The following is a 26,288-nucleotide window of genomic DNA, read 5'->3' on the forward strand; positions in this document are numbered from 1 at the left end:
GCGGTCCGCACCCCGACCGCACCGAGCAAGAGCAAGGAGGTTCCGCCATGGCCGATTCAACGAAGAACGACCGCGTCGGCACCGTGGAGACCCGAGGGATCGAACCGGTCCCCGACAGCGAGCGGCACGGCCACGCGAGCCAGATGTTCTGGACGTGGTTCGCCGCCAACATCTCGATCCTCGGGCTGCCGCTCGGCGCGACCCTCGTCGCCTTCCGCGGCCTGAACATCTGGCAGGCCGTGATCGTCGCGATCGTCGGCTCGGTGGGCTCCTTCGCGCTCGTCGGCGCCCTCAGCCTGGCCGGCAAGAAGGGCGGCGCGCCCGCCCTGACCCTGTCGCGCGCGGTGTTCGGCCAGCGCGGCAACCACGGGCCCACACTGATCAGCTGGCTCAGCCGGGTCGGCTGGGAGACGATCACCACGACCACGGCGGCGTACGCACTGCTCGCTCTGCTCAACACGCTCTTCGGGTTCGGCCAGGGCACCGTCCTCACCCTGATCTGTCTGCTGGTCTTCATCGCCTGCACCCTGCTGATCAGCGGGCTCGGGCACGCCACGATCATGTGGATCAACAAGTGGGCGACGGTGGCCTTCGGGATCCTGAACCTGGTCGTGATGGGCTTCCTCGTCGCGACCGTCGACTGGGCGAAGGTCCTCGACGCCCCGGCCGGACCGCTCAGCGGTGTCATCGCGGGCATCGGCTTCATCGCCGCGGGCACCGGCATCGGCTGGGCCAACGCCGGTGCGGACTACGCCCGTTACCTGCCGCGGTCCATCCCGGGCGGGCGGCTCGTACAGGCCTCCGCGTTCGGCGCGGGCATCCCGCTGGTGCTGCTGATCTCGCTGGGATCGCTGCTCACGGCCGGCGATCCGACGCTCGCGACCGCGTCCGACCCGGTCGCGGCGATCAACGCGATGCTGCCGTCGTGGATGGCCGTGCCGTATCTGATCGCGGCGTTCGGCGGACTGCTGATGTCCAATCACCTGTCCACGTACTCGGCCGGGCTCACGATGATCACGCTCGGTCTGCGGGTGCCGCGGGCCTGGGCGGTCTGCGTGGATGTCGGCCTGATGTTCCTCGGCGGCGTCTACTTCATGCTGATCGCGGGCGACTTCTACGGCCCGTTCAGTACGTTCCTGACGCTGCTCGCCGTGCCGATCTCGGCATGGATCGGGGTCATCGTCGTCGACAGCGTCCGCGGTCGGCAGTACGACCCCGAGGGTGTGATGGACACCGGGCGCACCAGCCGCTATTGGTACACCGGCGGTTTCCATCTGCCCGCCGTCGTCGCGTGGGTGGTGGCGATCGTGGCCGGGCTGCTGTTCACCACGGCCTCGACCAGCGCGGACGACGTGTGGTTCAAGGGCCCGCTGGCCGGGTCCTGGCTCGGTGTCAACGGGCTCGGCTGGCTCGTCGCGATCGTCGTGGGCGGTGTGCTGTACGCGCTGCTCGGGCGCCGCACGAAGGTGACCCTCGACTCCCCCGACACCGATTCCGCCGCTCTCAAGGAGGCCACACGATGACCGCCGACTCCCGCGTCGTTCTCGCCGGGAACGTCATCGCCGATCTCGTCATCGACGTGCCCGCCCTGCCGGAGCGGGGTGGCGATGTCATAGGTACACGTACGGAGTTGTACGCGGGCGGCGGCTTCAACGCGCTCACGGCGGCGCGGCGGCTGGGCGCCGAAGCGGTGTACGCGGGGCTTCACGGCACCGGCCCTTATGGGGAGTTGGTGCGTTCCGCGCTCGCCGCGGAGGGCATCGGGACACTGCATCCGGCGCGTACCGACGGCGACACCGGGTTCTGTGTGGCCCTTGTCGACGGCGGCGGCGAGCGGACGTTCGTGACCAGTTTCGGAGTCGATGCGCGGATGACGGAGGGCGAGGCGGCTGCGGTGGCGGGCGCCGTGCGGGGCGGCGACCTCGTGCAGGTGTCCGGGTACGGCCTTGTCATGGAGGTCAACGGGCCGTTGCTCGCGCAGCTGGTGGCGGGGCTCCCCGATGGCGTACGGGTCTGTTTCGATCCGGCGCCGCTGGTGGCGGACATTCCGGCCGAGGTCCTCGAACCGGTCCTGGCCCGGACGGACTGGCTGAGCTGCAATGCGCGCGAGGCCGGGATCATGGCCGGGGGCGGTGATCCCCGGGAGGCGGCCGCCGCCTTGCGGGGGCGGTTGCGGGACGGGGCGGGGGTGTTGGTGCGGGCCGACAAGGACGGGTGCTGGTTGGCTGCGCCGGGCTCGGGGGACGTGGTGCATGTTCCGGGGTTTCCGGTGGACGCCGTGGACAGCAATGGCGCGGGGGATGCGCATGTCGGGGCGTTTCTGGCGTTGCTCGGGCGGGGGGTTTCGGCGTATGACGCTGCGCGGGGGGCCAATGCGGCGGCGGCGCTTGCGGTGACGCGGCGGGGGCCCGCCACCGCGCCCACCGTGGGTGAGCTGGTGGCGTTCCTCGGGGCGGATGGGGCGCGGGCGGTGGGGCTGGGCTGAGGGCGTTTCTCCCCCACCCCGCCCCTTCCCGAAAGTCCTGCCGGACGGGCCTGCTCAATCGCCGCAGGGGCTATAAATAGCCCCTGCGGCGATTGAGGGGCGGGGTGGGGGTCAGTGGTCGTTCTGGGCCAGGCGGAGCATGTGGTTCGCCAGGGACTGGCCGCCTGCCGGGTCGCGGCTGATCAGCATGACCGTGTCGTCGCCCGCGATCGTGCCGAGGATGACGTGCAGTTCGGCCTGGTCGATCGCGGAGGCGAGGAACTGGGCCGCGCCCGGGGGCGTACGCAGCACCACCAGGTTGGCCGAGGCCTCCGCCGAGATGAGCAGCTCGCCGGCCAGGCGGCGCATCCGCTCCTCCTTGGCCGATTCGCCGAGCGGAGCCTGCGGGGTGCGGAAGCCGCCCTCACTGGGCACGGCGTAGATCAGCTCACCACCGGTGTTGCGGATCTTGACCGCACCCAGCTCGTCCAGGTCGCGGGAGAGCGTCGCCTGCGTGACCGTGAGCCCGTCGTCGGACAGCAGCTTCGCCAACTGGCTCTGGGAGCGAACCGGCTGACGGTTGAGGATGTCCACTATCCGGCGGTGCCGCGCGGCGCGGGTCTGCGGCACGCCCGCCGCGGCGTGCGCCAGGTGCGTGGCCGCGGCCACGTCTCTCTCCGCTTTGCTGCTCATCGTCGTCCCATTCCTCAGGCTCGTCCTTCGTCGTCGGCGGCCGCGTCCAGTACGGCGGGCAGCGCCGCGAGGAACGCGTCCGCCTCGGCGTGCTTAAGGTTCAGCGGCGGCATGAGCCGTACGACGTCGGGTGCGGGCGCGTTCACCAGGAGGCCCGCGTCCTGGGCCGCCTGCTGCACCTGCGGGGCGCGCGGCCCGGTGAGCACGATACCCAGCAGCAGGCCCGCGCCCCTGACATGACCGACCAGCGGGTGGCCGAGTGCCTCGATGCCGGCCTTGAGGCGCTCGCCGACCGCCTTGGTGTTCTCCAGGAGGCCGTCGCCCGCGATGGTGCCGAGGACCGCGAGGCCCGCCGCGCAGGCGACCGGGTTGCCGCCGAACGTCGTGCCGTGCTGGCCCGGCTTCAGCAGCTTCGCCGTCTCGCCGAAGGCGATCGTCGCGCCGAGCGGGAGGCCGCCACCGAGGCCCTTGGCGAGCGTGACGACGTCGGGCTCGATGCCCTCCTCCGCCTGGTACGCGAACCAGTGCCCGGTCCTGCCGACGCCGGTCTGCACCTCGTCGAGCACGAGCAGGGTGCCGGTGGCGCGGGTGATCTCGCGGGCCGCCTTCAGGTAGCCGGCGGGCGGTACCACCACGCCGTTCTCACCCTGGATGGGCTCGATGATGACGAACGCCGTGTCGGTCGTCACCGCCGCCTTGAGCGCGTCCACGTCCCCGTACGGGACGTGCGTGACGTCGCCCGGCATCGGCGTGAAGCCGTCCTGCTTTCCGGGCTGTCCCGTCAGCGCGAGGGAGCCCATGGTGCGGCCGTGGAAGCCGCCGGTGGTGGCGACCATGTGCGTCCGGCCGGTGAGCCGGCCGATCTTGAACGCGCCCTCGTTGGCCTCGGCGCCCGAGTTGCAGAAGAAGACCGCGCCGTCCCGGCCGAAGTGCTGGAGCAGCCGCTCGGCGAGCGCGACCGGCGGTTCGGCGACGAACAGGTTCGACACGTGGCCGAGGGAGGCGATCTGCGTGGAGACGGCCTCGACGATCGCCGGGTGGGCGTGCCCAAGCGCGTTGACCGCGATGCCGCCGACGAAGTCCAGGTACTCCTTGCCGTCGGCGTCCCACAGCTTGGCGCCCGCGCCCTTGACGAGGGGCAGCCGCGGGGTGCCGTAGTTGTTCATGAGGGCGCCCTGCCAGCGCGCCGTCAGCTCCTGGTTGGCCGTCAACTCCTGGTCAGCAGTCACGAGTTGCCCTCCCCCTCTTTGCCGGTCTCTTTGTCGGCCATGACCATCGTGCCGATGCCTTCGTCGGTGAAGATCTCCAGCAGGATCGAGTGCTGGACCCGCCCGTCGATGACGCGGGCCGTGTGCACGCCGTTGCGCACCGCGTGCAGGCAGCCCTCCATCTTCGGGACCATGCCGCTCGCCAACTCCGGGAGCAGCTTCTCGAGTTCGGTGGCGGTGAGCCGGCTGATGACCTCGTCGGAGTGCGGCCAGTCCTCGTAGAGGCCCTCGACGTCGGTCAGCACCATCAGCGTCTCGGCGTCCAGCGCAGCAGCGAGTGCCGCAGCCGCCGTATCAGCATTGACGTTGTAGACATGCGAGTCGTCCTGGGAGCGGGCGATCGAGGAGACGACCGGGATCCGGCCGTCGGCGAGCAGGGCCTCGATGGCGCCGGTGTCGATCTCGGTGATCTCCCCGACCCGGCCGATGTCGACCAACTCGCCCTCGATGCGGGGCTGATGCTTGGTTGCGGTGATGGTGTGCGCGTCCTCGCCGGTGATGCCGACGGCGAGCGGACCATGCTGGTTGAGCAGGCCGACCAGCTCGCGCTGCACCTGCCCGGCGAGCACCATCCGTACGACGTCCATGGCGTCCTCGGTGGTGACCCGCAAGCCCGCCTTGAACTCGCTGACGATGCCGTGCTTGTCGAGCGCCTTGCTGATCTGCGGGCCGCCGCCGTGCACCACGACCGGCTTGAGTCCGGCGTGGTGCAGGAAGACGACGTCCTGCGCGAAGGCGGCCTTCAGGTCTTCGTCGATCATGGCGTTGCCGCCGAACTTGATGACGACCGTCTTGCCGTTGTGCCGGGTCAGCCAGGGCAGCGCCTCGATGAGCGTCTGGGCCTTGGGGAGCGCGGTGTGCTTCCGCGCTGTGGCCTGCTTGGTGTCGTTCGTCTCGCTCATGAGGAGTACGCGCTGTTCTCGTGGACGTAGTCGGCGGTCAGGTCGTTCGTCCAGATCGTCGCGGTTTCCGTGCCCGCGGCGAGGTCGGCGGTGACGACGACCTCCCGGTAGCGCATGTCGACCTTCTCGCGGTCCTCGCCGACGCCGCCCTTCTTGCAGACCCATACGCCGTTGATCGCGACGTTCAGCTCGTCCGGCTCGAAGGTGGCCCGCGTGGTGCCGATCGCGGAGAGGACGCGGCCCCAGTTGGGGTCCTCGCCGTGGATGGCGCACTTGAGGAGGTTGTTCCGGGCGATGGAGCGGCCCACCTCGACGGCCTCGTCCTCGCTCGCGGCGTTGACGACCTCGACCTTGATGTCCTTGCTGGCGCCCTCGGCGTCGCCGATGAGCTGCCGGCCGAGGTCGTCGCAGACCTCGCGGACGGCCTGGGCGAACTCCTCGTACTCCGGGGTGACTTCGGCGGCGCCGGAGGCGAGCAGCAGCACCGTGTCGTTCGTCGACATGCAGCCGTCGGAGTCGACCCGGTCGAAGGTGACGCGCGTGGCGTCGCGCAGCGCCTTGTCCAGGACGTCGCTGTCGAGCGCGGCGTCCGTGGTGAGGACGACCAGCATGGTGGCGAGGCCGGGTGCCAGCATGCCGGCGCCCTTCGCCATGCCGCCGACGGTCCAGCCCTTGCCCTGGTGCACCGCCGTCTTGTGCACGCTGTCGGTGGTCTTGATGGCGATGGCGGCCTTCTCGCCGCCGTGCTCGGAGAGCTGGGACGCGGCCGCCTCGACACCGGGCAGCACCTTGTCCATGGGGAGCAGCTCGCCGATGAGTCCGGTGGACGCGACGGCCACCTCCCCGGCGTTCAGCTCGAGGACCTCGGCGACCTTCTCGGCCGTGGCGTGCGTGTCCTGGAAGCCCTTGGGGCCCGTGCAGGCGTTGGCGCCACCGGAGTTGAGGACGACGGCGGAGACCTGGCCGCCCTTGAGGACCTGCTCGGACCAGAGGACCGGGGCGGCCTTCACGCGGTTGGAGGTGAACACGCCCGCGGCCGCCAGGCGGGGGCCGCGGTTGACCACGAGGGCCAGGTCCGCGTTCCCGCTGTTCTTGATTCCGGCTGCGATGCCCGCGGCCTGGAATCCCTTGGCTGCCGTCACACTCACGGCGCGACTCCGATCGTCGAGAGCCCGGTGGTCTCGTCGAGACCGAGGGCGATGTTCATGGATTGAATGGCACCGCCGGCGGTGCCCTTGGTCAGGTTGTCGATCGCACTGATGACGATGACGCGGCCCGACTCCTCGTCGTGCGCGACCTGGATCTGCGCCGCGTTCGACCCGTACACGGCGGCCGTCTGCGGCCACTGGCCCTCGGGCAGCAGACGGACGAACGACTCGTCGCCGTACGCCTTCTCGTAGGCGGCGCGCACCTGGTCGGCGGTGACGCCGGGCCTCGCCTTGGCGCTGCACGTGGCGAGGATGCCGCGGGGCATCGGCGCGAGCGTCGGCGTGAAGGAGACGGAGACCCGCTCCCCCGCCGCGGCGCTGAAGTTCTGGATCATCTCGGGGGTGTGCCGGTGACCGCCGCCCACCCCGTACGGCGACATGTTCCCCATGACCTCGCTGCCGAGCAGGTGCGGCTTGGCCGCCTTGCCCGCGCCGGAGGTGCCGGAGGAGGCGACGATCACGGCCTCGCTCTCCACGAGCCCCGCGGCGTACGCGGGGACGAGGGCGAGCGAGACGGCCGTCGGGTAGCAGCCGGGCACCGCGATGCGCTTGGACCCTTCCAGAGCAGCGCGGCCACCGGGCAGCTCGGGCAGGCCGTAGGGCCACGTCCCGGCGTGCGCGGAGCCGTAGAACTTCTCCCAGTCGCCCGCGTCCTTCAGCCGGAAGTCGGCGCCCATGTCCACGACGAGGACGTCCGGGCCGAGCTGCTCGGCGACGGCGGCGGACTGCCCGTGCGGCAGCGCCAGGAAGACGACGTCGTGCCCGGAGAGCACCTCCGTCGTGGTCTCCTGGAGGACTCGGTCGGCGAGCGGGAAGAGGTGGGGCTGGAGCGCGCCCAGGCGCTGCCCCGCGTTCGAGTTGCCCGTCAGGGCGCCGATCTCCACCTCGGGGTGGGCGAGCAGCAGGCGCAGCACTTCGCCGCCTGCATATCCACTCGCTCCCGCCACTGCTGCGCGTACCGCCATGGAACCCTCCTCTTGGATGGCATGACTATACGTCGCTGTGCACGTTTATGCAACGAGTGAGTGATCGGCACACTCCGGCCACGGGACGCGGTGCGGGCGGCTCAGCCGCGCTCCAGGCGTACGACGACGGGCGCGTTGAACGGGCCGCCGGACTGGCTGACCTCCACCTTTCCCGCGCCGAGCCATTCGTCGGTGCCCGGGATCCGGTAGATCTCATTGAGCCACAGCCCCTGGTTCGAGGTCTTGCGGGCGCCGGTCGACTGGGGCAGCCGCCGGCGTTCGATCTTCACGCAGCGGTTGTCGTCGGTCAGGTACCAGTTGCCGTCGAGGAAGAGACCGCCCTTTCCCTGGGCGAGCGGGACCCGCAGCTCGCACTGTCCGGGGTCGGGCTTCTGGTCGACCCACTTCACGCCATCGCGGCGCAGCCGGATGTACTGGTCCTCCGGTTCGGGTTCGCCCTCGCCGTGGTTGAAGGAGTTGATGCCGTACGCGCGCACCTCCCCGCCTTCGAGCGCGACGACGCGGGTCAGGCGTGCGGCGGGCTCGGTCGGGATCGGCTCCTCGAAGCGGGCCAGGGGCGTGTCCACCGGCTTCCAGGACGTGCCGTCCCAGTGCGCGGAGGCGGGCTGGTCGTACGACTCGCCGTGCGCCGTCTTCGTGCCGGGCCCAGTGGCGCGGAAGCCGACGGCCCAGACGTCGTCGGGGCCGACGACGGCCAGATCGCCCACCTTGTACGGGAGCCGGGTCGTGGTCCAGCGGGCGCCGTCCCAGTGGGCGGCGGTCTGCTCACCGGTGAGTGCCCAGATGTCGTCGGGGGACGCGGCGTCGAGGTCGGACGCCGCTCCGGGCGGCGGGTTCGGCACGGGGGACCAGCGGTCGCCGTCCCACTGGGCCCACTTGGCCGCCGCCGTGTCCTCCTGCGGGACGCCGTCCCGGCGCGGACTCGACCGCATCCACACGGTCTTGTCGCCGAATTCTTCGAGCACCGGCGGATAGCCCTCGCCCGTGCCGAGCGCGTCGGGGAAGGGTTCGCGGCTCCACCGCTCGCCGTCGTAGTGAAGGAGCAGGGGCGAGTAGCTGCCGTCGTTCTCGGCGCCGGTCGCCCAGATGTCGTCCTCGGCGAGAGCCGCGACGTCGGTCAGCTCACCGTTGAAGTCCGCGATGTGCTCGAACTTCCAGGAAAGTTCCGTCTCGTGGGCCTTGGACGGGGCCGGCGCCTTCGCCTGCCCGCCGGATGTTCCGCACCCCGCGACGGCGAGCAGGGAGGCCACGAAGGCGGCGCACACCGCCGCCCCTCTCCTCCGGATGCGCGCTGCGCTCATGACCGCTCCCCCTTGTCGCCCGCCGGCCTGCCCGGCGCGCGGGCAGCGTACCCGGAGGCGCACGGCTTGCCCTGGAGTGCGCTCCACGTCATACGGTCGAGCACATACGGCACCGGCACCATCACAGGAGGCAGCACCCATGTCGAACCTTCCCACTCGCCGCCTGGGCGCGCTCACCGTCTCCGCGCAGGGCCTCGGCTGCATGGGCATGAGCACCGGCTTCGGCCCGTCCGACGACGAGCAGTCGATCGGCACGATCCACCGCGCCCTCGACCTCGGTGTCACCCTGCTCGACACCTCGGACTTCTACGGAAGCGGGCACAACGAGGAGCTGATCGGCCGCGCCCTCGCCGCGCCGGGCCGCCGCGAACAGGCCGTCCTGGCCACGAAGTTCGGCTTCGCCAACAAGCGCGGCGAGCCGACCGCGATCCGGGGCGACGCGGCCTACGTGCGCCAGGCATGCGAGGCCTCACTGCGCCGGCTCGGCGTCGACCACATCGACCTGTACTACCTGCACCGCGTCGACCGGAGCGTGCCCATCGAGGAGACCGTGGGCGCCATGGCGGAGCTGGTGAAGGAGGGCAAGGTGCGCCACCTCGGCCTCTCCGAGGCGGGCACGGACACGCTGCGCAAGGCGTACGCGACGCATCCCATCGCGGCGCTGCAGAGCGAGTTCTCGCTGTGGACGCGCGACCTGGAGGCGGAGATTCTGCCGGTGTGCCGGGAGTTGGGCATCGGACTCGTGCCGTTCTCGCCGCTGGGGCGCGGCTTCCTCACGGGCGCCTACAAGTCGACGGAGCAGTTCCAGGAGGGCGACCTGCGCCGCACCCAGCCGCGCTTCACGGACGGCAATCTGGAGCGCAACCTCGCGATCGTCGCCCGCCTGGAGGAGCTGGCGGACCGGAAGGGCGTCACGGCGGGCCAGTTGGCGCTCGCCTGGGTGCAGCACCAGGGCGACGACGTGGTGCCGATCCCCGGCACGCGCCGCCAGAAGTACCTGGAGGAGAACGTGGCGGCAGCGACGCTCGAGCTGTCGGCGGACGAGCTGGCCGCGATCGACGCGGCGGCCCCGGCCGGTGAGGTGGCCGGGGACCGCTACGACGCGGGCAGCATGCGGTTCGTGAACGGCTGAGGCCCGCGGGGGTCGGGTCAGCCCTTCTTGATCCTCAGGAACGTCACCGAGTTGCCCGGGAACGTGTACGTGAATCTGTCGGACACGCCCGTGAAGGTCGACGTCACCGGCTTCACGGGCCGGTCGGTCGCCGTGTTCTCGGCGTCGGGCGCCGCGGTCAGCGTCGTCACCGCCGCCGAGTGCGCGACATCGGCGCCGCCGAGGTCGACCTTCGTACGGGCCGTGGAGTCCTGCGCGTTGACGACCTTGACGATCAGGTCACCGGTCTTCTTGTCGCGCGTGACGACCTGCCGGAACGGCTCGGCCGGCTTGTCGTCCTTGAAGGAGCCCCATTCCTGACCGTCGAGGTACAGGGTGACCTGGCGGCCACGGACCTTGACGTCGACGTCGTACGCGCGGCCCGTCTCGATCGATCCGGCCTTGGACAGCAGCGTCGACTTGCCGCCGTTCACGGCCTGTTCGACGGCGGACTGCGTGTTGTTCCAGCCGCCGAGGTTCCACCAGTAGTAGTTCCCGGTGTCCTTGACCCCGAAGGCGACGAGGAAGCCCTCCTTGCCGGACTTCTTGGTGGCCTTCACGTGCAGGTCGTAGTCCTGCCAGCTCGGGTCACCGGCCGTGACGAGGGTGTTCTCGGCGGCGGCGTCGGACTGCACGTACTGGCCGTCCTGGACGCTCCAACTGCCGCTGCCGGTCCCCTTCCACTGCGCGGCGTCACCGCTGAAGTCGTCGCTCAGCAGCGTCTTCCCGTCGACGTCCGTGACCTTTACGTCGTCGTACGCGGCGCTGGTGGCCCATGTCGACAGGCCCACGGCGCCGGTGATCGGCTCCAGGGTCGACGGGGTGGCGGTGGCGCTGGACGGGACCACGCGGTCGCCGACGCTGCGCATGAAGAGCTTCTGCACCTCGTAGTCGGCCGAGCCCCACGACTTCTGGTCGTTGAACCAGATCATGTCGGGCTTCCACTGCACGGTGTCGGTGCGGGCGAACAGCGGTGCGTAGGAGGCGAGCTTGACGACGTCCGCGTTGCGTTCGAGCCCTGTCATGTAGGCGGCCTCGGACATGGCGTTGGACCACTGGTTGCCGAGCGAGGCGTACTCGCCGAGGAAGACCTTGGGGCCCTGCCGGTCGTAGGAGTCGTAGCGCTCGTTGTTCTGAAGGAACCACTGCGGGCTGTTGTAGTAGTGCTCGTCGACCATGTCGACCTTCGCGTCCTTGTTGAGCTTCCAGGCCGTATCGAAGGTCGTACCGCTGTCGTCGGGGCCGGAGTTGGAGATGACGGTGACGTCCGGGTGCTTCGCCTCGATGGCGGCGCGGAACTGCTTGAAGCGTGCCATGTACTCGTTCGGCAGGTTCTCCTCGTTACCGACCGAGAGGTGCGTGAGTTGGAAGGGCTTCGGGTGGCCCATCTGGGCGCGCAGCTTGCCCCACTTGGTGCTCGTCGGCCCGTTGGCGAACTCGATCAGGTCGAGCGTGTCCTGGATGTGCCGCTTCAACAGCGCGTCGTCGTCGGTGGCCTTGTTCTGGCCGCAGCCGGTGACGAGGGCAGGGACGACGGGCAGCGGCATCGCGCCGATGTCCTCGGCGAACTGGAAGTACTCGTAGTAACCGAGCCCATAACTCTGGTTGTAGCCCCAGAAGTTCGCGTTGGTGGCGCGCTGCTCGACCGGCCCTACCGTGTCCTTCCACTGGTACGCACGCTTGCGCTCGTAGCCGGAGGCCTCGTCGTACCCCTTCATGGAGCCGGTGTTCACCAGGCAGCCACCGGGGAAGCGGACGAAGCCGGGCTTGAGGGCCGCGACCTTCTCCGCGAGGTCCTTACGTAGGCCGTTCTTGTGGCCCTTGTAGGTGTCGCGCGGGAAGAGCGACACCATGTCGAGCGCGGCGTCCTTCGTGGTGGTGACGGTGAGGCGCCCCGCCGTGGTGTCCTGGGTCGGCGTGAACGTCGCCCTGTACTGGGCCCAGTCGCCGCGCGTCCGCAGCTTGCGGGGTGTGGCGAGGGAGCCGTCGGCGTCGCCGAGGGTCACGGTGAGTTCGGCGTCGCCGCGGGCCCAGACCGAGAAGTCGTACGCCTTGCCCTTGGTGAGGGTGTATCCGGTGCCGTAGCCGGAGTTGGTGACGTTCGAACCGGCGGTCAGGGAGAGGTAGTTGCGGTTGCGTGCGTTGAGGCGCCCGGCGTCGTCGGCGACCTTCGCCGTGCCGCTCGTCTTCCAGGCGGTGAGCGGGGTGTAGGCGCTGTTGTCGGCGGTGGAGTACTCGAAGGACCGGTTCTGTACGAGTTCGGCGTAGAGCCCGCCGTCGGCGGCCCGGTTGATGTCCTCGAAGAAGACGCCGTACATCGTGTCGTCGATGGCCGCGCCCGAGCGGTTCGGGTCGACGGTGACGGAGTAGTCGGTGACATCGGCCGCCGTTCCCCCGTCGCCCGCCTCCGAGGCCGATGACGGCAGCACGGCCGCGCTCACCAGCAGGGAACCCGCGGTGGCTCCGAGGCCCCAGGTCCTCCAGCTCCAGCGTCTGCGTCGTCCATGTGTCATGCGCGCTCCTCAAGCCTAGGCGAGTGTTCGATATCTCGTACGAAGTCCTAAACTGCGAACGGCAAGATAGGAACCAGCGGTACGCGCGTCAACGGTTCGCGCAGAGGTGAGCGGGAGTGGTGTGCGTGGCAGGGGAACTCAGGCCGGTTTCCGATGTGTTGGCGTTTCTGGCGGGGCGCTGGCGGGTCGAGCGGACGGTGCGGGATCTCTCCGAGGGGGTGACGGGGGTGTTCGGCGGGACCACGGTGTTCACGGACGAGGGCGAAGGACTGCTGCACTTCGAGTCGGGGACGTTCGAGTGGCATGGGGTTGCGCGGCCTGCCGAGCGAACGCTTCGCTACCTGCCGGGCGAGGAGCCGGGGACCGCGGTGGTGCGGTTCGCCGACGGGCGGTTCTTCCATGGCCTGGATCTACGGGCGGGGCAGCACGTTGCCGACCATCCGTGTTCGGCGGATCTCTATCGGGGGGAGTTCACCGTGTATGACTCGCGGCGGTGGCGGAGTGTGTGGCGCGTGAAGGGGCCTGCCAAGGATCTGGTGCTCACGACGGACTATCGGCGGGTCGTCGAGGAGCGGTAGTCCGGGGGTGCGGTCGCGGGGCGCTGCCCCGGACCCCGCTGCCCAATCGCCGCAGGGGCTTTATTGGGTGAAGTACAGCGCCATCCACTGGTCCGGGTGTTCCAGAGGGGCGAAGCCCAGCTCCTCGTAGACGCCGTGGGCGTCGCGCGTTGCCAGCAGGATCCGGCGGATGCCGAGTGGCTGGAGGTGGTTGCGGACCGACGACACCATCGCCTTGCCGATGCCCTTGCCGCGGACCGAGCGGTCCACGTACACGTCGCAGAGCCAGGCGAACGTCGCCTCGTCCGTGACCACGCGCGCGTAGGCGACCTGTTCGCCCGAGGCCGCGTCGTACACGCCGAAGTTGAGGGAACCGGCGAGCGCCTTGTCCTGCTGGGCGCGCGGTCGGCCGAGTGCCCAGTACGCGTCCTCGGAGAGCCACCTGTGGACGCGGTCCGCGTCGATGCGGGCGGGGTCGGTGGATATCGCGTAGCCGTCGGGCAGGGAGCTGGTCATTCCGGGATCCTCACAGGTCGGACGCGTGCGCGTCGAGTGGATTCGGGGCCAGGACCTTCGCGCAGGCCTGCTTCAGGCGGCGTACGCCCTCGGTGATCTCCTCGGTCGACGCGACACCGACGAAGCTCAGCCGGATGTGCGGCGCCGGGGGTTCGGCGGAGAAGTACGGGCGGCCGGGGGCGACCGCGACGCCCGCGCGCAGGGCGCCCGCGACCAGCGCCGCCTCGTCGCTGCCCTCCGGCAGGCGCAGCCACAGGTGGTAGCCGCCGGCCGGGATGTGCGTGAGGTCGAGCGCGGGGAGGTCCGTGGTGATCGCGGCCGCCAGGATGTCGCGGCGGGTCCTCAACTTCCCCGCCAGGGTGCGCAGATGGCGCGGCCAGGCCGGGGACCCGACGAGTTCGAGGGTGGCCTCCTGGAGGGGGCGCGGTACGAAGAGGTGGTCGACGACCTGGATCGCGCGGAGCCGTTCCAGGACGGGTCCGCGGGCGGCGAGGCAGCCGATGCGCAGGCTCGGCGACGTCGCCTTGGTGAGCGAGCAGACGTGGACCACCACGCCGTCCGGGTCGTCGGACGCGAGGGGTCTCGGCAGCGGGCCCACGTCCTCGTGGACGAGGCGGCGCACGAAGTCGTCCTCGACGACGAACGCCCCGGCCTCCCGCGCGATCCGCAGCACCTCGGGCCGCCGCTCGGCGGAGAGCACCGCCCCCGTCGGGTTCTGGAACAGCGGCTGGCACACGAAGAGCCTGGCACCGGTCGCCTTGAAGGCCTGCGCGAGGAGTTCGGGGCGCACACCGTCCCGGTCCACCGGCACCGGCACCGGCCGAAGGCCCGCCGCGCGCGCGATCGCCAACATGCCGGGATACGTGGGCGATTCGACGAGGACGGGGGCACCCGGCGGCGCGAGTGCGCGCAGCGCCGTGGTGAGCGCCGACTGCCCGCCGAACGTGATCAGCACGTCCGAGGCGGAGACCGCCCCGCCGATGCCGCGCGCGAACCACTCACGCAGTTCGGGGAGGCCGTCGACTGGCGGCTTGGCCCAGGCCCCTGGGCGTCGTCCGGCGCGCGCGAGGGCGGCGGACATCGCGCTGACCGGTTGCAGTACCGGGTGCAGATAGCCGGTGTTGAGCTCGATCACGCCGGGTGGCGGCGCGGAGAGGGTGACCAGGACGCCCGCCGCGTCGACCGCGCGCGGCACGACCTCCGTCGCGGCGTCGGCGCTCAGCGCGACCTCCTGCCAGGACGTGTCGCCGACGGGTCCGGCGGAGGCCCGCGCCTCGGCCCGGTAGGCGCCGGCTCCCGGGCGGGTGACGACGAGGCCCTCGGCGGCGAGCTGGGCGAGGGCGCGGGAGACCGTCACCGGGCTCACCTTGAGGCGCTCGACGAGGGAGCGGCTCGACGGCAGCTTTTCCCCTGGTGAGTAGCGGTTCAGCTCGGATCGGAGCTGTTTCGCCAGTTCGCCCACGCTGCTACTCTGTTGCATGAGAGCACAGAATAGCGCTATCGAGCGGGACCGGGTAGCAGTTGCCGGTCGGCCGACCGCCCCGGCCACCGCGGCCGAAGCCCTCGCGCCCCCGGTCCGGCCGCCGGGCAGGCTCGCCGGAACGCTGCTCGCCGCCATCGGTGTCACGTCCTTCTCGCTCACCTTCCCCGCCACCGTCTGGGGCCTCGAGGGCTTCGGCCCCTACTCCCTGATCAGCGTGCGCTGCGTGCTGGCCGCGCTCGTCGCGGGCGCCTGCCTGCTGGCCCTGCGCGTCCGGCTTCCCGAGCGGCGGCACTGGGCGGGCCTCGCCGTCGTCGCCGCCGGAGTGGTGGTCGGCTTCCCGCTGCTCACCACGCTCGCGCTCGAGACGGCGACGACCGCGCACTCAGCTGTGGTGGTCGGCCTGCTGCCGCTGACCACGGCCGTCTTCTCGTCGATACGCACCGGGACCCGCCCCTCGCGCACCTTCTGGGTCGCCGCGTGCGTGGGCGCGGCGGCGGTGATCGCGTTCACGGTGCAGCAGAGCGGCGGCGCCCTCACCCGGGCCGACCTGTTCCTTTTCGGGGCGCTGCTGATCTGCGCGGCGGGCTACACAGAGGGCGGCCGACTCGCGTCCGTGATGCCGGGCTGGCAGGTCATCGCGTGGGCGCTCGTGCTGTGCCTGCCGCTCGCCGTGGCGGGCGCGGCGATCTCCCTCCCGTACGAGCCCGCGCACCTGACCGGGCACGCCGTGGCGGGGCTGCTGTGGGTGGCGGTCGGCTCGCAGTTCCTCGGCCTGATCGTCTGGTACAAGGGCATGGCGATGATCGGTATCCCGAAGGCGAGCCAACTCCAGCTCGCGCAGCCGCTGTTGACCCTCATCTGGTCGGTCGCCCTGCTCGGCGAGACGCTGCCGGTCGCGGCGCCGCTCACCGCGGTGGCGGTCCTGCTGTGCATCGCGGCCACCCAACGCGCACGCGGCTGAACGCCCGGCAGGTCTCAACTCCCTTGCACGGCCGTACACTTGCCGCACAGTACGGCAGGCACGTACGGCACGTAGAGGAGGTCACTCCTGATGCGCGCGACCATAGGGGACCAGCTCCTGGTGCACGGCCGGATCGTCGGGCAGCACGACCGGGTGGCGCAGATCGTCGAAGTGCTCGGCGCGGACGGTGATCCGCCGTTCCGCGTGCGGTTCGAGGACGGCCACGAGGCGATCATGTCGCCGGGGCCCGACGCCGTCGTCCGGCACCCCACCACACGGCGGGACCGGCCTCAGGGCGTGTAGTGGTCCGCCACCACGCGGGCCATCGCGCCGTTCCTGTCCTGCCCGACCTCCTTGGCCGAGAAGAAGACGTGCCCGCGCACGTCCGGGAAGCCGTCCGCGAACGTGAGGTGCCGGGACAGCTCGGCGGGGTCCTGCCAGGCGGCGGGCTGCGCCGGATCGCCCGCCTTGTAGAGGGCCTCTCCCACGTAGAGGCGCACACCCGTGCCGTGTGCGACGTCGGCCCACCACGGCACGAGCTTGGCGTAGTCGGCGGCGGCGAACCCGATGTTCCAGTACACCTGCGGGCAGATGTAGTCGATCCACCGCTCGCGCACCCATTTGCGGGTGTCCGCGTGCAGGTCGTCGTAGGTCTGCACGCCTGCCATGGTGTCCGAACCGTTCGGATCGGTCACCTTGTTGCGCCACACGCCGAAGGGGCTGATGCCGAACTTCGCCCGCGGCCTGGTCTTCTTGATGCGCGCCGCCATCTCCCGGATCAGCCGGTCGATATTGGCGCGCCGCCAGGCCGCCCGGTCCGGGAAGCCGCCGCCGTACGTGGCGTAGGCCGCGTCGTCGTCGAAGGTCTGGCCCGCGACGGGATACGGGTAGAAGTAGTCGTCGAAGTGCACGGCGTCGACGGGGTACTTCTCGACCGCGTCCAGCATCGCGTCCACGACGAAACGACGGACCTCCGGCAGACCGGGGTTGTAGTAGAGCTTGCCGCCGTAGACGACGACCCAGTCGGGGTGCAGCCGCGCCGGATGCGTGGGGATCAACCGGCTCGGGTCCGTGTGGTTGGCGATCCGGTACGGGTTGCACCAGGCGTGCAGCTCCAGGCCGCGCGCGTGCGCCTCGGCCACCGCCGTGCCCAGCGGGTCCCAGCCCGGGTCCTGCCCCTGCGTTCCGGTGAGGACGGCGGACCACGGTTCGTGAGCGGAGGGCCACAGCGCGTCGGCGGTCGGCCGGATCTGGAAGATCACGGCGTTGAGCCGGCGGCGAACGGCCGTGTCCAGGTGCGCGATCAGTTCGGCGCGCTGCTCGGCGGCGCCCAGGCCCGCCCGCGAGGGCCAGTCCCGGTTCGCCACCGTGGCCAGCCACATGCCCCGCAACTGCCGCCGCACCGGCACCGAGGAAGCGGCGTCCGCCGCCGTCAAGGTGGTCAGCGCGAGGGCCGACCCGAGCGTGAAAGCGCGCCGCGACATACGTGAGATACGTCCCATAGGTTCCCCCCAAACACATGTGACACGGTGTGGACCGCATGAACAGGCGTTAACCCGGGCTCCACCCCACCCATGTCTACGGGGTAACGTGCGGATCCGGAAGCCCCCGGAGAGACACCGTGCCCCGGCACCGGTGCGCCCCGGAAGAAGAGCGAAAGGCACGAGGTGACGGACCCCTTGAGTGACATCCAACGCGTCGGCGTAGTGGGCTGCGGCCAGATGGGCGCCGGAATCGCGGAGGTCTGCGCCCGTGCGGGACTCGACGTGAAGGTGGCCGAGACCACCGGCGAGGCCCTGGAGTACGGGCGCACGCGACTGCTCAGTTCCCTCTCCAAGGCAGCCTCGCGCGGCAAGATCACCGAGGAGGAGCTGGCCGAGACGCAGGAGCGCCTCACCTTCACCACGGACCTCGGGGAGTTCTCCGACCGTGACCTCGTCATCGAGGCGGTCGTCGAGAACGAGCAGGTGAAGACGGAGATCTTCCAGGTCCTCGACCAGGTCGTGACCCGGTCCGACGCGATCCTCGCCTCGAACACCTCCTCCATCCCACTGGTGAAGCTGGCCGTGGCGACGTCCCGCCCCGACCACGTGGTCGGCATCCACTTCTTCAACCCGGCGCCGGTGCAGAAGCTCGTCGAGCTGATCCCCGCGCTCACCACGTCCGAGGGCACGATCAGCCGCGCCCAGGTCATGGTGGAGAAGATCCTCGGCAAGCACGCCATCCGCGCCCAGGACCGCTCGGGCTTCGTGGTGAACGCGCTGCTGGTGCCGTACCTGCTCTCCTCCGTCCGGATGTTCGAGTCGGGCATCGCGAGCCGCGAGGACATCGACAACGGCATGGAGCTCGGCTGCGCCCACCCGATGGGCCCGCTCAAGCTGGCCGACCTGATCGGCCTGGACACCATCGTCTCCATCGCGGACTCGATGTACGACGAGTACAAGGAGCCGCTGTACGCCGCTCCCCCGCTGCTGCAGCGGATGGTCGACGCGGGCCGGCTCGGCCGCAAGAGCGGTTCGGGCTTCTACACCTACGCCTGACCACACAGCGTGACGCCCGAATGGGCCCGGTGTTCTTTCGAGCACCGGGCCCATCGCGTTCGCACGGGGAGCGCGCGGGTGACCCGCATATGCCGTTCGCACACGCTCCCTCCGCGCCCACCAGGCGAGTTGACTTCCGGTACGTACATCAAGGGATGTGCGCCCATGGAAAGGAGCCAACTCGTGACCACCGACCCGGATAATCCCGTGGTCCCGGAGGAACTCGCAGAGTTACGACGGGTCGTCGAGGTCCAACTGGCCCGCATCGACGGTCAACTGGCGCTGCACACACACCGCGACGACCAGACCGTCAAGGATCAGGACGACCTCGGCACCCGGCTCAGCGCGCTCGAGAACACCCGCTGGCCGCTGCCCACGGTGGCCGCGCTGACCTCGGTCTGCGCACTGGCCGTCGTGGTGTGGCAGGCACTCGGCCACTAGCCCAAAGGGCGCTAGCCGAGGCTGTGGTGGTGCAGGAGAAGTAGTGCGGCCGCCATGTTGGCGGCCGGGACCTCTCCGCGAGCGATCATGTCGGGGACGAGTTTGAGCGGGACCCATTCCCTGCGGTCCGACTCGAAATCGTCCTGGGGGTGGCCGATGTACGTTCCCTCGTCGGTCCAGTAAATGTGGTGTCGGGCGTCGGTCAGGCCGTTGGACGGTTCGACGCTCATCAGGTGCCGCAGCGGTCCCGGCCGCCAGCCGGTCTCCTCCTCCAGTTCCCTTGCCGCCGCGTACGCGATGTCCTCCCCGTCCTCGACGACACCCGCGGCCAGTTCCCAGCCCCAGCTGTCGGTGATGAAGCGGTGCCGCCACAGCAGGAGCACTTCGTGCGCCTCGTTGACGATCGTGGCGACGGCCACGGGCCGCAGCCGTATCACGAAGTGGTCGAGGTGCCGGCCGTCCGGTAGAGCGACGTCTGCCAGGTTGACGCTGAACCATCGGTTTGCATACACAGTTTGTTCGTTCTGTTTCGTCCACTGCACGGTTCTGCCACCTTCCGCCGAGTTGCTGGCAATATCGCAGCAGTGGCGTTCGTGGGCTCCCCGCGCAATGGGTCACAGCGGCACGCGCAGCGCTCCGTCGATGAGTTCGGCGGCCTCGGCCGTACCTGCACAGCCGCTGCGCACGAGGTGTTCGCGCACCGCCCGGAGTCTGTCGCGCAGCCGCTGCGACTCCATTCCCCGAGCGGTCTCGGCCATTTCCACGGCGGTGGCCACGGCCTGTTCCGCGTTCCCCTGTCTGAGCTGGATCTGGCTGAGCACGGCGAGTCGGTGCACACGCCCCCGATCGTGCGCCGGGGTGTGCACCGCCTCCTGCGCGTGCTCCTTGGCGGCGGCGTAGTCCCCGAGGCTCAACAGGGCCTCCGCCACCTGTACGTTGACGAATCCGGGCTGCACGTAACCCGTCTCGTCCGGCTCGTGCCCGCGCCGGATGCGATCGGCGGCGGATTCGGCACGCCGGATGCACTCCAGGGCGCTCGTACCGTCACCGAGGTGCGCGTACGCCTTCGCCTGCATCGCGTACAGATCCGACGCGAGCGCGGGCGAGATGTGCCGGCCGGCGGCGCGCAGCGCGGCCTCCGCGAAGGCGACCGCCTGCCGGTGATCGCGCATGTGCAGCGACTGGTTGACGAGCAGCGCGATGACATACGCCCCAAGTCCCCTGTCGGCACTGGCCTTCGCGAGCCGCAGCGCCTGATGGAAGTAGCGCTGCGCCAGTCCGTGCGCATCGGAGTCGTACGCGCAGATGCCCGCGATGGCCACCAATCCGCCGGTGGCGCGGTGCAGTTGGCGGCCGGTGTCGTCCGTGTAGCTACCGCGCAGAAGGGGCGCCGCCTCGGTGTTGAGGAAGCCGACGATGCGGCTGCGCGTCGCGATGCCGCCCGCCTTGCGGTACATCTGCTCGTAGTGGGCGCGGGCCGAGCGCATCATCTCCAGGTCGGCGACGCTGACCGGGTGACGGCCGCCGCGCGACACGTCGTTGTCCTCGGGCGGGTTCTCCCACTCCCACACCGGCATCACGGCCGGGGTGCCGGTGACGGCGGGCGCGTCCAGGATGTGCCGGCGCTGCTGCTGGTCGGAGCGCCACAGAGCGGTGGCCCGCTCCACGAAACCGGACAGCGTCGTGACGTGCGCTGCGGCGGGCTCGCAGGAGACGCCGAGGCCGATGTCGTCGAGGGTGACGTGCCGTTGCAGCCGCGCCGCCAGCACCTCGCAGATCAGGTCGGGGACTTGGCCGCGCGGCCGCTGGCCCTTCAACCAGCGGGCGACCGCGGTGTGTTCGTAGCGGAGAGCGACGCCGCGCGCCTTGCCCTCCTGGTTCACGTGGGCCGCGAGTCCCGCATGGGAGATCCCGGCTTCGTCGAGAATCGCGTCGAGCAGGGTGTTGGGCTGCATCAAGAGCCTCCGTTGCCCGCCATTGGCTCGGTGGCGCCAGCCTAGTCGAGCCGCGTTCACACGGGGTGTGATCGGAATGCCCAAGTCCGTGGCGTGTGCGCGCTGTTGTGGCTGATTGGAGCCCGGTTGACTGAATTGCCTCGCAAGAGGCCGGCCGGGCCGTCGGCTCCCCCTCGTACAGCGCGGCGGCCCGAACCCGCGTCGTCCGCCCGCTCGCCTGCCCGACCCACTCCGCGACGGGCGGACGGCGCGGCCCCCGGCCTCGTACGGTCGTGAACGCCCGGAAGTTCAGAGCACCTTGTGGGCGGTGCGCACGGCGGGCCCGGCATGCTGGGCGGGGACCCGGCTCCGGTCGTTGCGCAGCACGAGCAGCGCGGCGTCGTCGTCGAGCGGTCCGCCGACGTGGCACAGGAGCCGACTGTAGACGGCGTGGATGACGGCCTGCGGCGTGCTGGGACCGCGGCGCACCGCCCCGTCGAGCGTGGACCGCAGCGGGAAGAACCGACCCTGGTGATCGCGGGCGTCCTCGACACCGTCGGTGTGCAGCAGGAGCCCCTCGCCGGGCCGGATCCGCCCGCAGCGCACCGGCGGCAGCTCAGCGGGCAGCGGGAACGGGCCGAGCGGAGGCATCGGATCGCCGCCACTCAGAGGCTCCACGCAGTGCTCGGCGCCGGGGCGCAGCAGATACGGCCACGGGTGACCGCAGTTGAGGGCGTGCACCGCGCCGTCCTGCCGGATCTCCAGGAGCAGCACCGTAACGAACTCCTCCGCGATCGGGTTCTCCGGCTCCGTCGCACAGGCGGAAGGGTGCTCGTCAGGGGCGCGCTGGCGCAGGTAGCGGGCGTGCGCGCGCTCCAACCTCCTTAGTACGGGACCGAGTTCGTCCTCGTCGTGTGCGGCCTCGCGGAAACTGCCGAGGACGGCGCCGACGGTGCCGAGCGCGCTGATGCCATGCCCTCGTACATCCCCCATGACCACACGGACGCCGTGATCGGTGGCGACGACGTCGTACAGATCACCGCCGACGCTGGCGGCGCGGTCCGCTGAGAGCTGCCCAGCGGCGAGCGCGAGCCCGTCGAGCCGGGGCGGCAGCGGGCGCAGCAGCGCGGACTGCGCGGCGTCCGCGACGGCCCGCGCCTCGCTCAACTCCCGCATCAGGGTGTGGCGTACGCGCAATATCAGCCCGGTGCCGACGGCGAAGAAGACGGCGCTGGTCGCGACCCGCGCCCCCAGCCCGTCCAACTGCGCGAGCGGGCAGACGTATTTGTACGTCATCGCGACCGCACCCCAGACGGTCGGCAGCCCCAGCATCAACGTACGCCGCGAGCGCCTGGCTCCGATTCCGGTGGGTGCCCTGGTCTTGATACGGATCATGCCGACGGCTCCCTCGGCCACTGCAGCGCGCTCGCCGGTCGGCCCGGCAGCCGCAATGATTCTGTCTACCGCCTGCCCGTTCGGGACCGGATCATCGAGAATCCTCACTCGAATGAGTGAGGGGTGCACCCGGTCTCCCGGGTGCACCCCTCAAGGTGCGGCTGCGTGCGCCGGCGGGCGTGGTTACGCGCCGCGCAGCACCGCGCTCGTGCGCTCGGCGGCGAGCGCCACCGCGGCGTCGCGCGCGGCCGAGGCCTCGTCGGCCTTCAGCGTGCGGTCGCCGGCCCGGAAGCCCAGCGCGTAGGCGAGCGACTTCTTGTCGTCGCCGAGCTGCTCCGCGTTCTCGTACACGTCGAACAGCCGGATGGACTCGAGGAGTTCACCGGCGCCCTCGCGCAGCGCCTTCTCGACCTCGGCGGCCGGCACCGTCCTGTCCACGATCAGGGCGACGTCCTGCGTGGCGACGGGGAACGTGGAGATCCGCGGCGCCTCGAGCGCGCCGGTACCGGCCTGCTCCAGAGCATCGAGGTCCAGTTCCATCGCGCAGGTGCGCTCGGGCAGGTTCAGCGCCTTGACGACACGCGGGTGCAACTCACCGGCGTGGCCGATCAGTTGGTCACCCGCGTACAGGGCGGCACAGCGGCCCGGGTGCCACGGCTCGTGCCGGTCGGCACGGACGGTCAGCTCCGCGTGCGCCTCGCGGGCGAGGATGCGCGCCGCCTCGATGGCGTCGGCCCAGTCGGCCGGGCGGCCCTTGCCCCACCAGCCCGCCTGCTCGCGGGCGCCCGCGAGGACGACGGCGGCACGGCGCGGCTGCGCGGGCAGCGCGGCGTTCAGGCCGGCGATCTCCTCGTCGGTCGGGCGGCGGTCGACGGGGAGGCGGACCGGGGCGATCTCCTCGCCGGTCGGCCGGAACACCAGACCGGTCTCGAAGAGCGCCAGGTCGTGGCTGCCCCGGCCGTCGTTGCGGCGCAGCGCGGAGAGCAGCCCCGGCAGCAGCGTCGTACGGAGCGCGGGCTCCTCGTCGTTGAGCGGGTTGATCAGCTTGACGACCTTGCGGCGGGCGTCGTCCGCCTCCAGGCCGAGCTGGTCGAAGACGCCCTCGCCCAGGAACGGGTAGTTGAGCGCCTCGACGTACCCGGCGCCGGCCAGGGCGCGCCCGACGCGGCGGTGCAGACGCTGCCGCGCGGTCAGGCCACGGCCCGCCGGGGGCTTCGGCAGCGTGGAGGGCAGGTTCTCGTAGCCCTCCAGGCGGATGACCTCTTCGGCGAGGTCGTTCGGGTCCATGAGGTCGGGGCGCCAGGACGGCACGGTGACCGTCAGGACGTCCTGGCCGCACGCGTCGCAGCCGACCTCCTGGAGGCGGCGCACCACGGTCTCACGGCCGTACGTCACGCCCGCCACCTTGTCCGGGTGGTCGGCCGGGACGGTGATGGTATGCGGCCCGGACGGGGCGACGACCTCGGTGACGCCGGGCTCCGCCTTGCCGCCCGCGAGCAGCGCGAGCAGGTCGACGACGCGCTGGGCGGCGGCCGACGCGGCCTGCGGGTCGACGCCGCGCTCGAAGCGCTTGGACGCCTCGGAGGACAGCTTGTGGCGGCGCGCGGTGCGGGCGATGGAGACGGCGTCGAAGTGCGCTGCCTCGATGACGACGTCGGTGGTGCCGGCGTCCTCCGCGTGGTCCGCGATCTCCGTGTTGGCGCCGCCCATCACGCCGGCGAGGCCGATGGGGCCGCGGTCGTCGGTGATGACCAGGTCCTCGGCATCGAGCTTGCGCTTGACGCCGTCGAGGGTGGTGAGCTGCTCGCCCTGCTCGGCGCGGCGGACGCCGATCGCGCCCTGGACCAGCGAACGGTCGTAGGCGTGCAGGGGCTGGCCGAGCTCCATCATCACGTAGTTCGTGACGTCGACCGCGAGTGAGATCGGGCGCATGCCGACCTTCTGCAGGCGGCGCTGGAGCCAGACCGGGGAGCGGTAGTCGGGCGAGAGCCCGGCGACCGTGCGCGCGGTGAAGCGGTCGCAGCCGAGGCGGTCGGTGATCTGCACCGGGTAGCCGTCGGCGTTCGGCGTCGGCACGTCGAGGAGGGCCGGGTCGCGCAGCGGCAGACCGTAGGCGATGGCGGCCTCGCGGGCGACGCCGCGGATGGACAGGCAGTCGCCGCGGTTGGCGGTCACCGCGATGTCCAGCACCTCGTCGACCAGTTCGAGCAGCGTGATGGCGTCGGTGCCGACCTCGTGCTCCGGCGGCAGCACGATGATGCCGCCGCTGCCGTCGTCGCCCATGCCCAGCTCGTCGCCGGAGCAGATCATGCCGTGCGAGGTCTTGCCGTACGTCTTGCGCGCGGCGATCGCGAAGTCGCCGGGCAGCACGGCGCCCGGCAGGACCACGACGACCTTGTCGCCGACGGCGAAGTTCCGGGCGCCGCAGACGATCTCCTGCGGCTCACCGGTGCCGTTGGCCTGCCCGACGTCGACGGTGCAGAAGCGGATGGGCTTCTTGAAGCCCTCCAGCTCCTCGATGGTCAGTACCTGACCGACGACGAGGGGGCCCTTGAGGCCTGCGCCGAGCTGCTCGACCGTCTCGACCTCGAGGCCGGCGGAGACGAGCTTGGCCTGTACGTCACGGCCGGTCTCGGTGGCGGGGAGGTCGACGTACTCCCGCAGCCAGGAAAGCGGGATACGCATCAGATCTCCATCCCGAACGGTCGGGTGAACCGGACGTCACCCTCGACCATGTCTCGCATGTCTTCGACGTTGTGGCGGAACATCAGCATCCGTTCGATGCCGAACCCGAAGGCGAATCCGCTGTACTTCTCGGGGTCCACACCGCAGGCGACGAGCACCTTCGGGTTGACCATGCCGCAGCCGCCCAGCTCGATCCAGCCCTCGCTGCCGCAGGTGCGGCAGGGGCGGTCGGGGTTGCCCACGGACTCGCCACGGCAGACGTAGCAGACCATGTCCATCTCGGCGGACGGCTCGGTGAACGGGAAGAAGTTCGGCCGCAGCCGCGTCTTCATGCCCTGGCCGAAGAGCGCCTGGACCATGTGGTCGAGGGTGCCCTTGAGGTCCGCCATGGTCAGGCCCTCGTCGATGGCGAGCAGTTCGACCTGGTTGAAGACGGGGGTGTGCGTGGCGTCCAGCTCGTCGGCGCGGTACACGCGGCCGGGGCAGATCACGTAGACCGGGGGCTCGCGGTCGAGCATCGAGCGGATCTGCACGGGCGAGGTGTGCGTACGCAGCACGAGCCCCGCCCCGTCGTCCCCCTGCTCCGTGGCGCCCTCGACAAAGAAGGTGTCCTGGGTGCCGCGGGCGGGGTGGTCGGGCCCGATGTTGAGCGCGTCGAAGTTGAACCACTCGGCCTCGATCTCCGGGCCCTCGGCGACCTCGTAGCCCATGGCCACGAAGACGTCCTCGATGCGCTCGGAGAGCGTGGTCAGCGGGTGCCGGGCGCCGGCCTGCTCGCGGTCGTGGGGCAGCGTGACGTCCACGGCCTCCTCGACCAGGACGCGGGCGTCACGCTCGGCCTCCAGCTCGGCCTGGCGGGCGGCGAGGCCCCGGCCGACGGCGGCGCGGGCCTGCCCGACGAGCTTGCCCGCGGCGGCCTTGGCCTGCGGCGGCAGCGCGCCGATCTCGCGGTTGGCGAGCGACAGCGGCGAGGTGCCGCCGGCGTGCGCGGTCTTGGCCTCCGCAAGCGCGTCGAGCGAGTCCGCGGCGGCGAAGGCGGCGAGCGCCTCCGCCTGCACGCGCTCGATCTCTTCCGGTTTCAGTGCCTCGACCTCGACAGGGTCGTACGACTTGTTCGGTGCCGACATCTCTTCCCGTGCTTCCGATTGGCGTGGCTGATGGTCCCGCAGACGCGTTCGACGGCCGTCGAGTGGCGGGGACGCAAACGTGCCAAAGGACGAGTCTAGACGAGTAGATCCGCGCTCCCGTCGTCCGACCGCAGGGCGGGACCGGATCGGCCTGGTGCGTGCGA

General features: G+C 70.8%; 23 protein-coding genes. 8 read left to right on the top strand and 15 right to left on the bottom strand.

Annotated features, from left to right (window positions below):
• Positions 1–47 precede the first annotated feature (47 nt).
• Positions 48–1,523, top strand: coding sequence for a purine-cytosine permease family protein (locus ACWD2L_RS17005; protein WP_351339526.1), 1,476 nt, complete (start codon positions 48–50; stop codon positions 1,521–1,523).
• Positions 1,520–2,485 (top strand): PfkB family carbohydrate kinase, encoded by a 966-nt coding sequence (locus ACWD2L_RS17010; protein WP_351339528.1) that lies wholly within the window; start codon positions 1,520–1,522, stop codon positions 2,483–2,485. The genes ACWD2L_RS17005 and ACWD2L_RS17010 overlap by 4 nt, the downstream gene beginning before the upstream one ends.
• 111 nt (positions 2,486–2,596) lie before the next feature.
• Here the strand turns inward: ACWD2L_RS17010 and ACWD2L_RS17015 are convergent, their stop codons facing one another.
• From ACWD2L_RS17015 to ACWD2L_RS17040, 6 genes are all read right to left on the bottom strand, one after another.
• A complete protein-coding gene (locus ACWD2L_RS17015) occupies positions 2,597–3,157 on the bottom strand; it encodes an arginine repressor (protein WP_351339530.1) in 561 nt (186 codons plus the stop codon).
• A gap of 14 nt (positions 3,158–3,171) precedes the next feature.
• The gene (locus tag ACWD2L_RS17020; RefSeq protein ID WP_351339617.1) at positions 3,172–4,368 is read right to left on the bottom strand and encodes an acetylornithine transaminase; all 1,197 of its coding nucleotides are present in this window, start codon (positions 4,366–4,368) and stop codon (positions 3,172–3,174) included.
• Between the two features lie 14 nt (positions 4,369–4,382).
• Positions 4,383–5,327: an acetylglutamate kinase gene (argB, locus tag ACWD2L_RS17025; protein ID WP_351339533.1), complete on the bottom strand. Its 945-nt coding sequence runs from the start codon at positions 5,325–5,327 to the stop codon at positions 4,383–4,385.
• Positions 5,324–6,475, bottom strand: coding sequence for a bifunctional glutamate N-acetyltransferase/amino-acid acetyltransferase ArgJ (gene argJ / locus ACWD2L_RS17030; protein ID WP_351339535.1), 1,152 nt, complete (start codon positions 6,473–6,475; stop codon positions 5,324–5,326). The genes argB and argJ overlap by 4 nt, the downstream gene beginning before the upstream one ends.
• Positions 6,472–7,500, bottom strand: a complete 1,029-nt coding sequence (gene argC, locus ACWD2L_RS17035; protein ID WP_351339537.1) for an N-acetyl-gamma-glutamyl-phosphate reductase — start codon at positions 7,498–7,500, stop codon at positions 6,472–6,474. Before argC ends, argJ begins: the two co-directional genes overlap by 4 nt.
• A gap of 101 nt (positions 7,501–7,601) precedes the next feature.
• Positions 7,602–8,822 (bottom strand): hypothetical protein, encoded by a 1,221-nt coding sequence (locus ACWD2L_RS17040; protein ID WP_351339540.1) that lies wholly within the window; start codon positions 8,820–8,822, stop codon positions 7,602–7,604.
• Positions 8,823–8,961: 139 nt separating this feature from the next.
• Between ACWD2L_RS17040 and ACWD2L_RS17045 the strand changes: the two genes are divergently transcribed.
• Positions 8,962–9,954 carry an aldo/keto reductase gene (locus ACWD2L_RS17045; protein ID WP_351339542.1) on the top strand — a complete coding sequence of 331 codons (993 nt, stop codon included), beginning with the start codon at positions 8,962–8,964 and terminating at the stop codon, positions 9,952–9,954.
• 17 nt (positions 9,955–9,971) lie between these two features.
• Here ACWD2L_RS17045 and ACWD2L_RS17050 read toward each other — a convergent pair whose 3' ends face one another.
• Positions 9,972–12,485, bottom strand: coding sequence for an alpha-L-arabinofuranosidase C-terminal domain-containing protein (locus ACWD2L_RS17050; RefSeq protein ID WP_351339544.1), 2,514 nt, complete (start codon positions 12,483–12,485; stop codon positions 9,972–9,974).
• Between the two features lie 125 nt (positions 12,486–12,610).
• On the opposite strand from ACWD2L_RS17050, the gene ACWD2L_RS17055 reads away from it, so the two are divergent.
• Positions 12,611–13,063 (top strand): DUF6314 family protein, encoded by a 453-nt coding sequence (locus tag ACWD2L_RS17055; RefSeq protein ID WP_351339547.1) that lies wholly within the window; start codon positions 12,611–12,613, stop codon positions 13,061–13,063.
• Between the two features lie 60 nt (positions 13,064–13,123).
• On the opposite strand, the gene ACWD2L_RS17060 is transcribed toward ACWD2L_RS17055, so the two are convergent.
• Together ACWD2L_RS17060 and ACWD2L_RS17065 are read right to left on the bottom strand one after the other, a co-directional pair.
• On the bottom strand, positions 13,124–13,558 hold the full coding sequence (locus ACWD2L_RS17060) for a GNAT family N-acetyltransferase (RefSeq protein ID WP_351339549.1): 435 nt from the start codon (positions 13,556–13,558) through the stop codon (positions 13,124–13,126).
• Positions 13,559–13,568: 10 nt separating this feature from the next.
• Complete coding sequence (locus ACWD2L_RS17065) at positions 13,569–15,038, bottom strand: aminotransferase-like domain-containing protein (protein WP_351339551.1); 1,470 nt, start codon at positions 15,036–15,038, stop codon at positions 13,569–13,571.
• Between ACWD2L_RS17065 and ACWD2L_RS17070 the strand changes: the two genes are divergently transcribed.
• Both ACWD2L_RS17070 and ACWD2L_RS17075 read left to right on the top strand, forming a co-directional pair.
• Positions 15,037–16,002, top strand: a complete 966-nt coding sequence (locus tag ACWD2L_RS17070; protein ID WP_351339554.1) for a DMT family transporter — start codon at positions 15,037–15,039, stop codon at positions 16,000–16,002. The two genes, ACWD2L_RS17065 and ACWD2L_RS17070, sit on opposite strands and share 2 nt — an antisense overlap.
• A 90-nt stretch (positions 16,003–16,092) precedes the next feature.
• Positions 16,093–16,305, top strand: coding sequence for a DUF1918 domain-containing protein (locus ACWD2L_RS17075; RefSeq protein ID WP_351339557.1), 213 nt, complete (start codon positions 16,093–16,095; stop codon positions 16,303–16,305).
• On the opposite strand, the gene ACWD2L_RS17080 is transcribed toward ACWD2L_RS17075, so the two are convergent.
• On the bottom strand, positions 16,293–17,495 hold the full coding sequence (locus ACWD2L_RS17080; RefSeq protein ID WP_451190017.1) for a glycoside hydrolase family 10 protein: 1,203 nt from the start codon (positions 17,493–17,495) through the stop codon (positions 16,293–16,295). The genes ACWD2L_RS17075 and ACWD2L_RS17080 overlap by 13 nt on opposite strands.
• Positions 17,496–17,681: 186 nt before the next feature.
• Here ACWD2L_RS17080 and ACWD2L_RS17085 point away from each other — a divergent pair, with 186 nt between their 5' ends.
• Both ACWD2L_RS17085 and ACWD2L_RS17090 read left to right on the top strand, forming a co-directional pair.
• A complete protein-coding gene (locus ACWD2L_RS17085) occupies positions 17,682–18,542 on the top strand; it encodes a 3-hydroxybutyryl-CoA dehydrogenase (RefSeq protein ID WP_351339561.1) in 861 nt (286 codons plus the stop codon).
• Positions 18,543–18,725: 183 nt separating this feature from the next.
• Positions 18,726–18,983, top strand: coding sequence for a hypothetical protein (locus tag ACWD2L_RS17090; RefSeq protein WP_351339563.1), 258 nt, complete (start codon positions 18,726–18,728; stop codon positions 18,981–18,983).
• An 11-nt stretch (positions 18,984–18,994) separates the two neighbouring features.
• Here the strand turns inward: ACWD2L_RS17090 and ACWD2L_RS17095 are convergent, their stop codons facing one another.
• The 5 genes from ACWD2L_RS17095 to pheS all read right to left on the bottom strand — a co-directional run bounded on the left by ACWD2L_RS17095 (position 18,995) and on the right by pheS (position 26,124).
• Positions 18,995–19,525 carry an NUDIX hydrolase gene (locus ACWD2L_RS17095; RefSeq protein WP_351339565.1) on the bottom strand — a complete coding sequence of 177 codons (531 nt, stop codon included), beginning with the start codon at positions 19,523–19,525 and terminating at the stop codon, positions 18,995–18,997.
• 72 nt (positions 19,526–19,597) lie between these two features.
• Positions 19,598–20,938: a tetratricopeptide repeat protein gene (locus ACWD2L_RS17100; protein WP_351339567.1), complete on the bottom strand. Its 1,341-nt coding sequence runs from the start codon at positions 20,936–20,938 to the stop codon at positions 19,598–19,600.
• A 288-nt stretch (positions 20,939–21,226) separates the two neighbouring features.
• On the bottom strand, positions 21,227–22,312 hold the full coding sequence (locus ACWD2L_RS17105; RefSeq protein ID WP_351339568.1) for a PP2C family protein-serine/threonine phosphatase: 1,086 nt from the start codon (positions 22,310–22,312) through the stop codon (positions 21,227–21,229).
• A gap of 183 nt (positions 22,313–22,495) precedes the next feature.
• Complete coding sequence (pheT, locus tag ACWD2L_RS17110; protein ID WP_351339571.1) at positions 22,496–24,997, bottom strand: phenylalanine--tRNA ligase subunit beta; 2,502 nt, start codon at positions 24,995–24,997, stop codon at positions 22,496–22,498.
• Positions 24,997–26,124 (bottom strand): phenylalanine--tRNA ligase subunit alpha, encoded by a 1,128-nt coding sequence (gene pheS / locus ACWD2L_RS17115; RefSeq protein WP_351339574.1) that lies wholly within the window; start codon positions 26,122–26,124, stop codon positions 24,997–24,999. Before pheS ends, pheT begins: the two co-directional genes overlap by 1 nt.
• Positions 26,125–26,288: the final 164 nt, after the last annotated feature.

The organism is Streptomyces sp. NPDC002754, from assembly GCF_053592315.1.

What these genes read in the sequence shown, in the direction of transcription:
- ACWD2L_RS17105 (WP_351339568.1), bottom strand. Translation starts at nt 22,312, where the DNA reads ATGATCCGTATCAAGACCAGGGCACCCACCGGAATCGGAGCCAGGCGC.
- ACWD2L_RS17050 (WP_351339544.1), bottom strand. Translation starts at nt 12,485, where the DNA reads ATGACACATGGACGACGCAGACGCTGGAGCTGGAGGACCTGGGGCCTC.
- pheT (WP_351339571.1), bottom strand. Translation starts at nt 24,997, where the DNA reads ATGCGTATCCCGCTTTCCTGGCTGCGGGAGTACGTCGACCTCCCCGCC.
- ACWD2L_RS17010 (WP_351339528.1), top strand. Translation starts at nt 1,520, where the DNA reads ATGACCGCCGACTCCCGCGTCGTTCTCGCCGGGAACGTCATCGCCGAT.
- ACWD2L_RS17075 (WP_351339557.1), top strand. Translation starts at nt 16,093, where the DNA reads ATGCGCGCGACCATAGGGGACCAGCTCCTGGTGCACGGCCGGATCGTC.
- ACWD2L_RS17045 (WP_351339542.1), top strand. Translation starts at nt 8,962, where the DNA reads ATGTCGAACCTTCCCACTCGCCGCCTGGGCGCGCTCACCGTCTCCGCG.
- ACWD2L_RS17100 (WP_351339567.1), bottom strand. Translation starts at nt 20,938, where the DNA reads ATGCAGCCCAACACCCTGCTCGACGCGATTCTCGACGAAGCCGGGATC.
- argB (WP_351339533.1), bottom strand. Translation starts at nt 5,327, where the DNA reads ATGAGCGAGACGAACGACACCAAGCAGGCCACAGCGCGGAAGCACACC.
- argC (WP_351339537.1), bottom strand. Translation starts at nt 7,500, where the DNA reads ATGGCGGTACGCGCAGCAGTGGCGGGAGCGAGTGGATATGCAGGCGGC.
- ACWD2L_RS17060 (WP_351339549.1), bottom strand. Translation starts at nt 13,558, where the DNA reads ATGACCAGCTCCCTGCCCGACGGCTACGCGATATCCACCGACCCCGCC.
- ACWD2L_RS17065 (WP_351339551.1), bottom strand. Translation starts at nt 15,038, where the DNA reads ATGCAACAGAGTAGCAGCGTGGGCGAACTGGCGAAACAGCTCCGATCC.
- ACWD2L_RS17005 (WP_351339526.1), top strand. Translation starts at nt 48, where the DNA reads ATGGCCGATTCAACGAAGAACGACCGCGTCGGCACCGTGGAGACCCGA.
- ACWD2L_RS17015 (WP_351339530.1), bottom strand. Translation starts at nt 3,157, where the DNA reads ATGAGCAGCAAAGCGGAGAGAGACGTGGCCGCGGCCACGCACCTGGCG.
- pheS (WP_351339574.1), bottom strand. Translation starts at nt 26,124, where the DNA reads ATGTCGGCACCGAACAAGTCGTACGACCCTGTCGAGGTCGAGGCACTG.
- ACWD2L_RS17040 (WP_351339540.1), bottom strand. Translation starts at nt 8,822, where the DNA reads ATGAGCGCAGCGCGCATCCGGAGGAGAGGGGCGGCGGTGTGCGCCGCC.
- ACWD2L_RS17070 (WP_351339554.1), top strand. Translation starts at nt 15,037, where the DNA reads ATGAGAGCACAGAATAGCGCTATCGAGCGGGACCGGGTAGCAGTTGCC.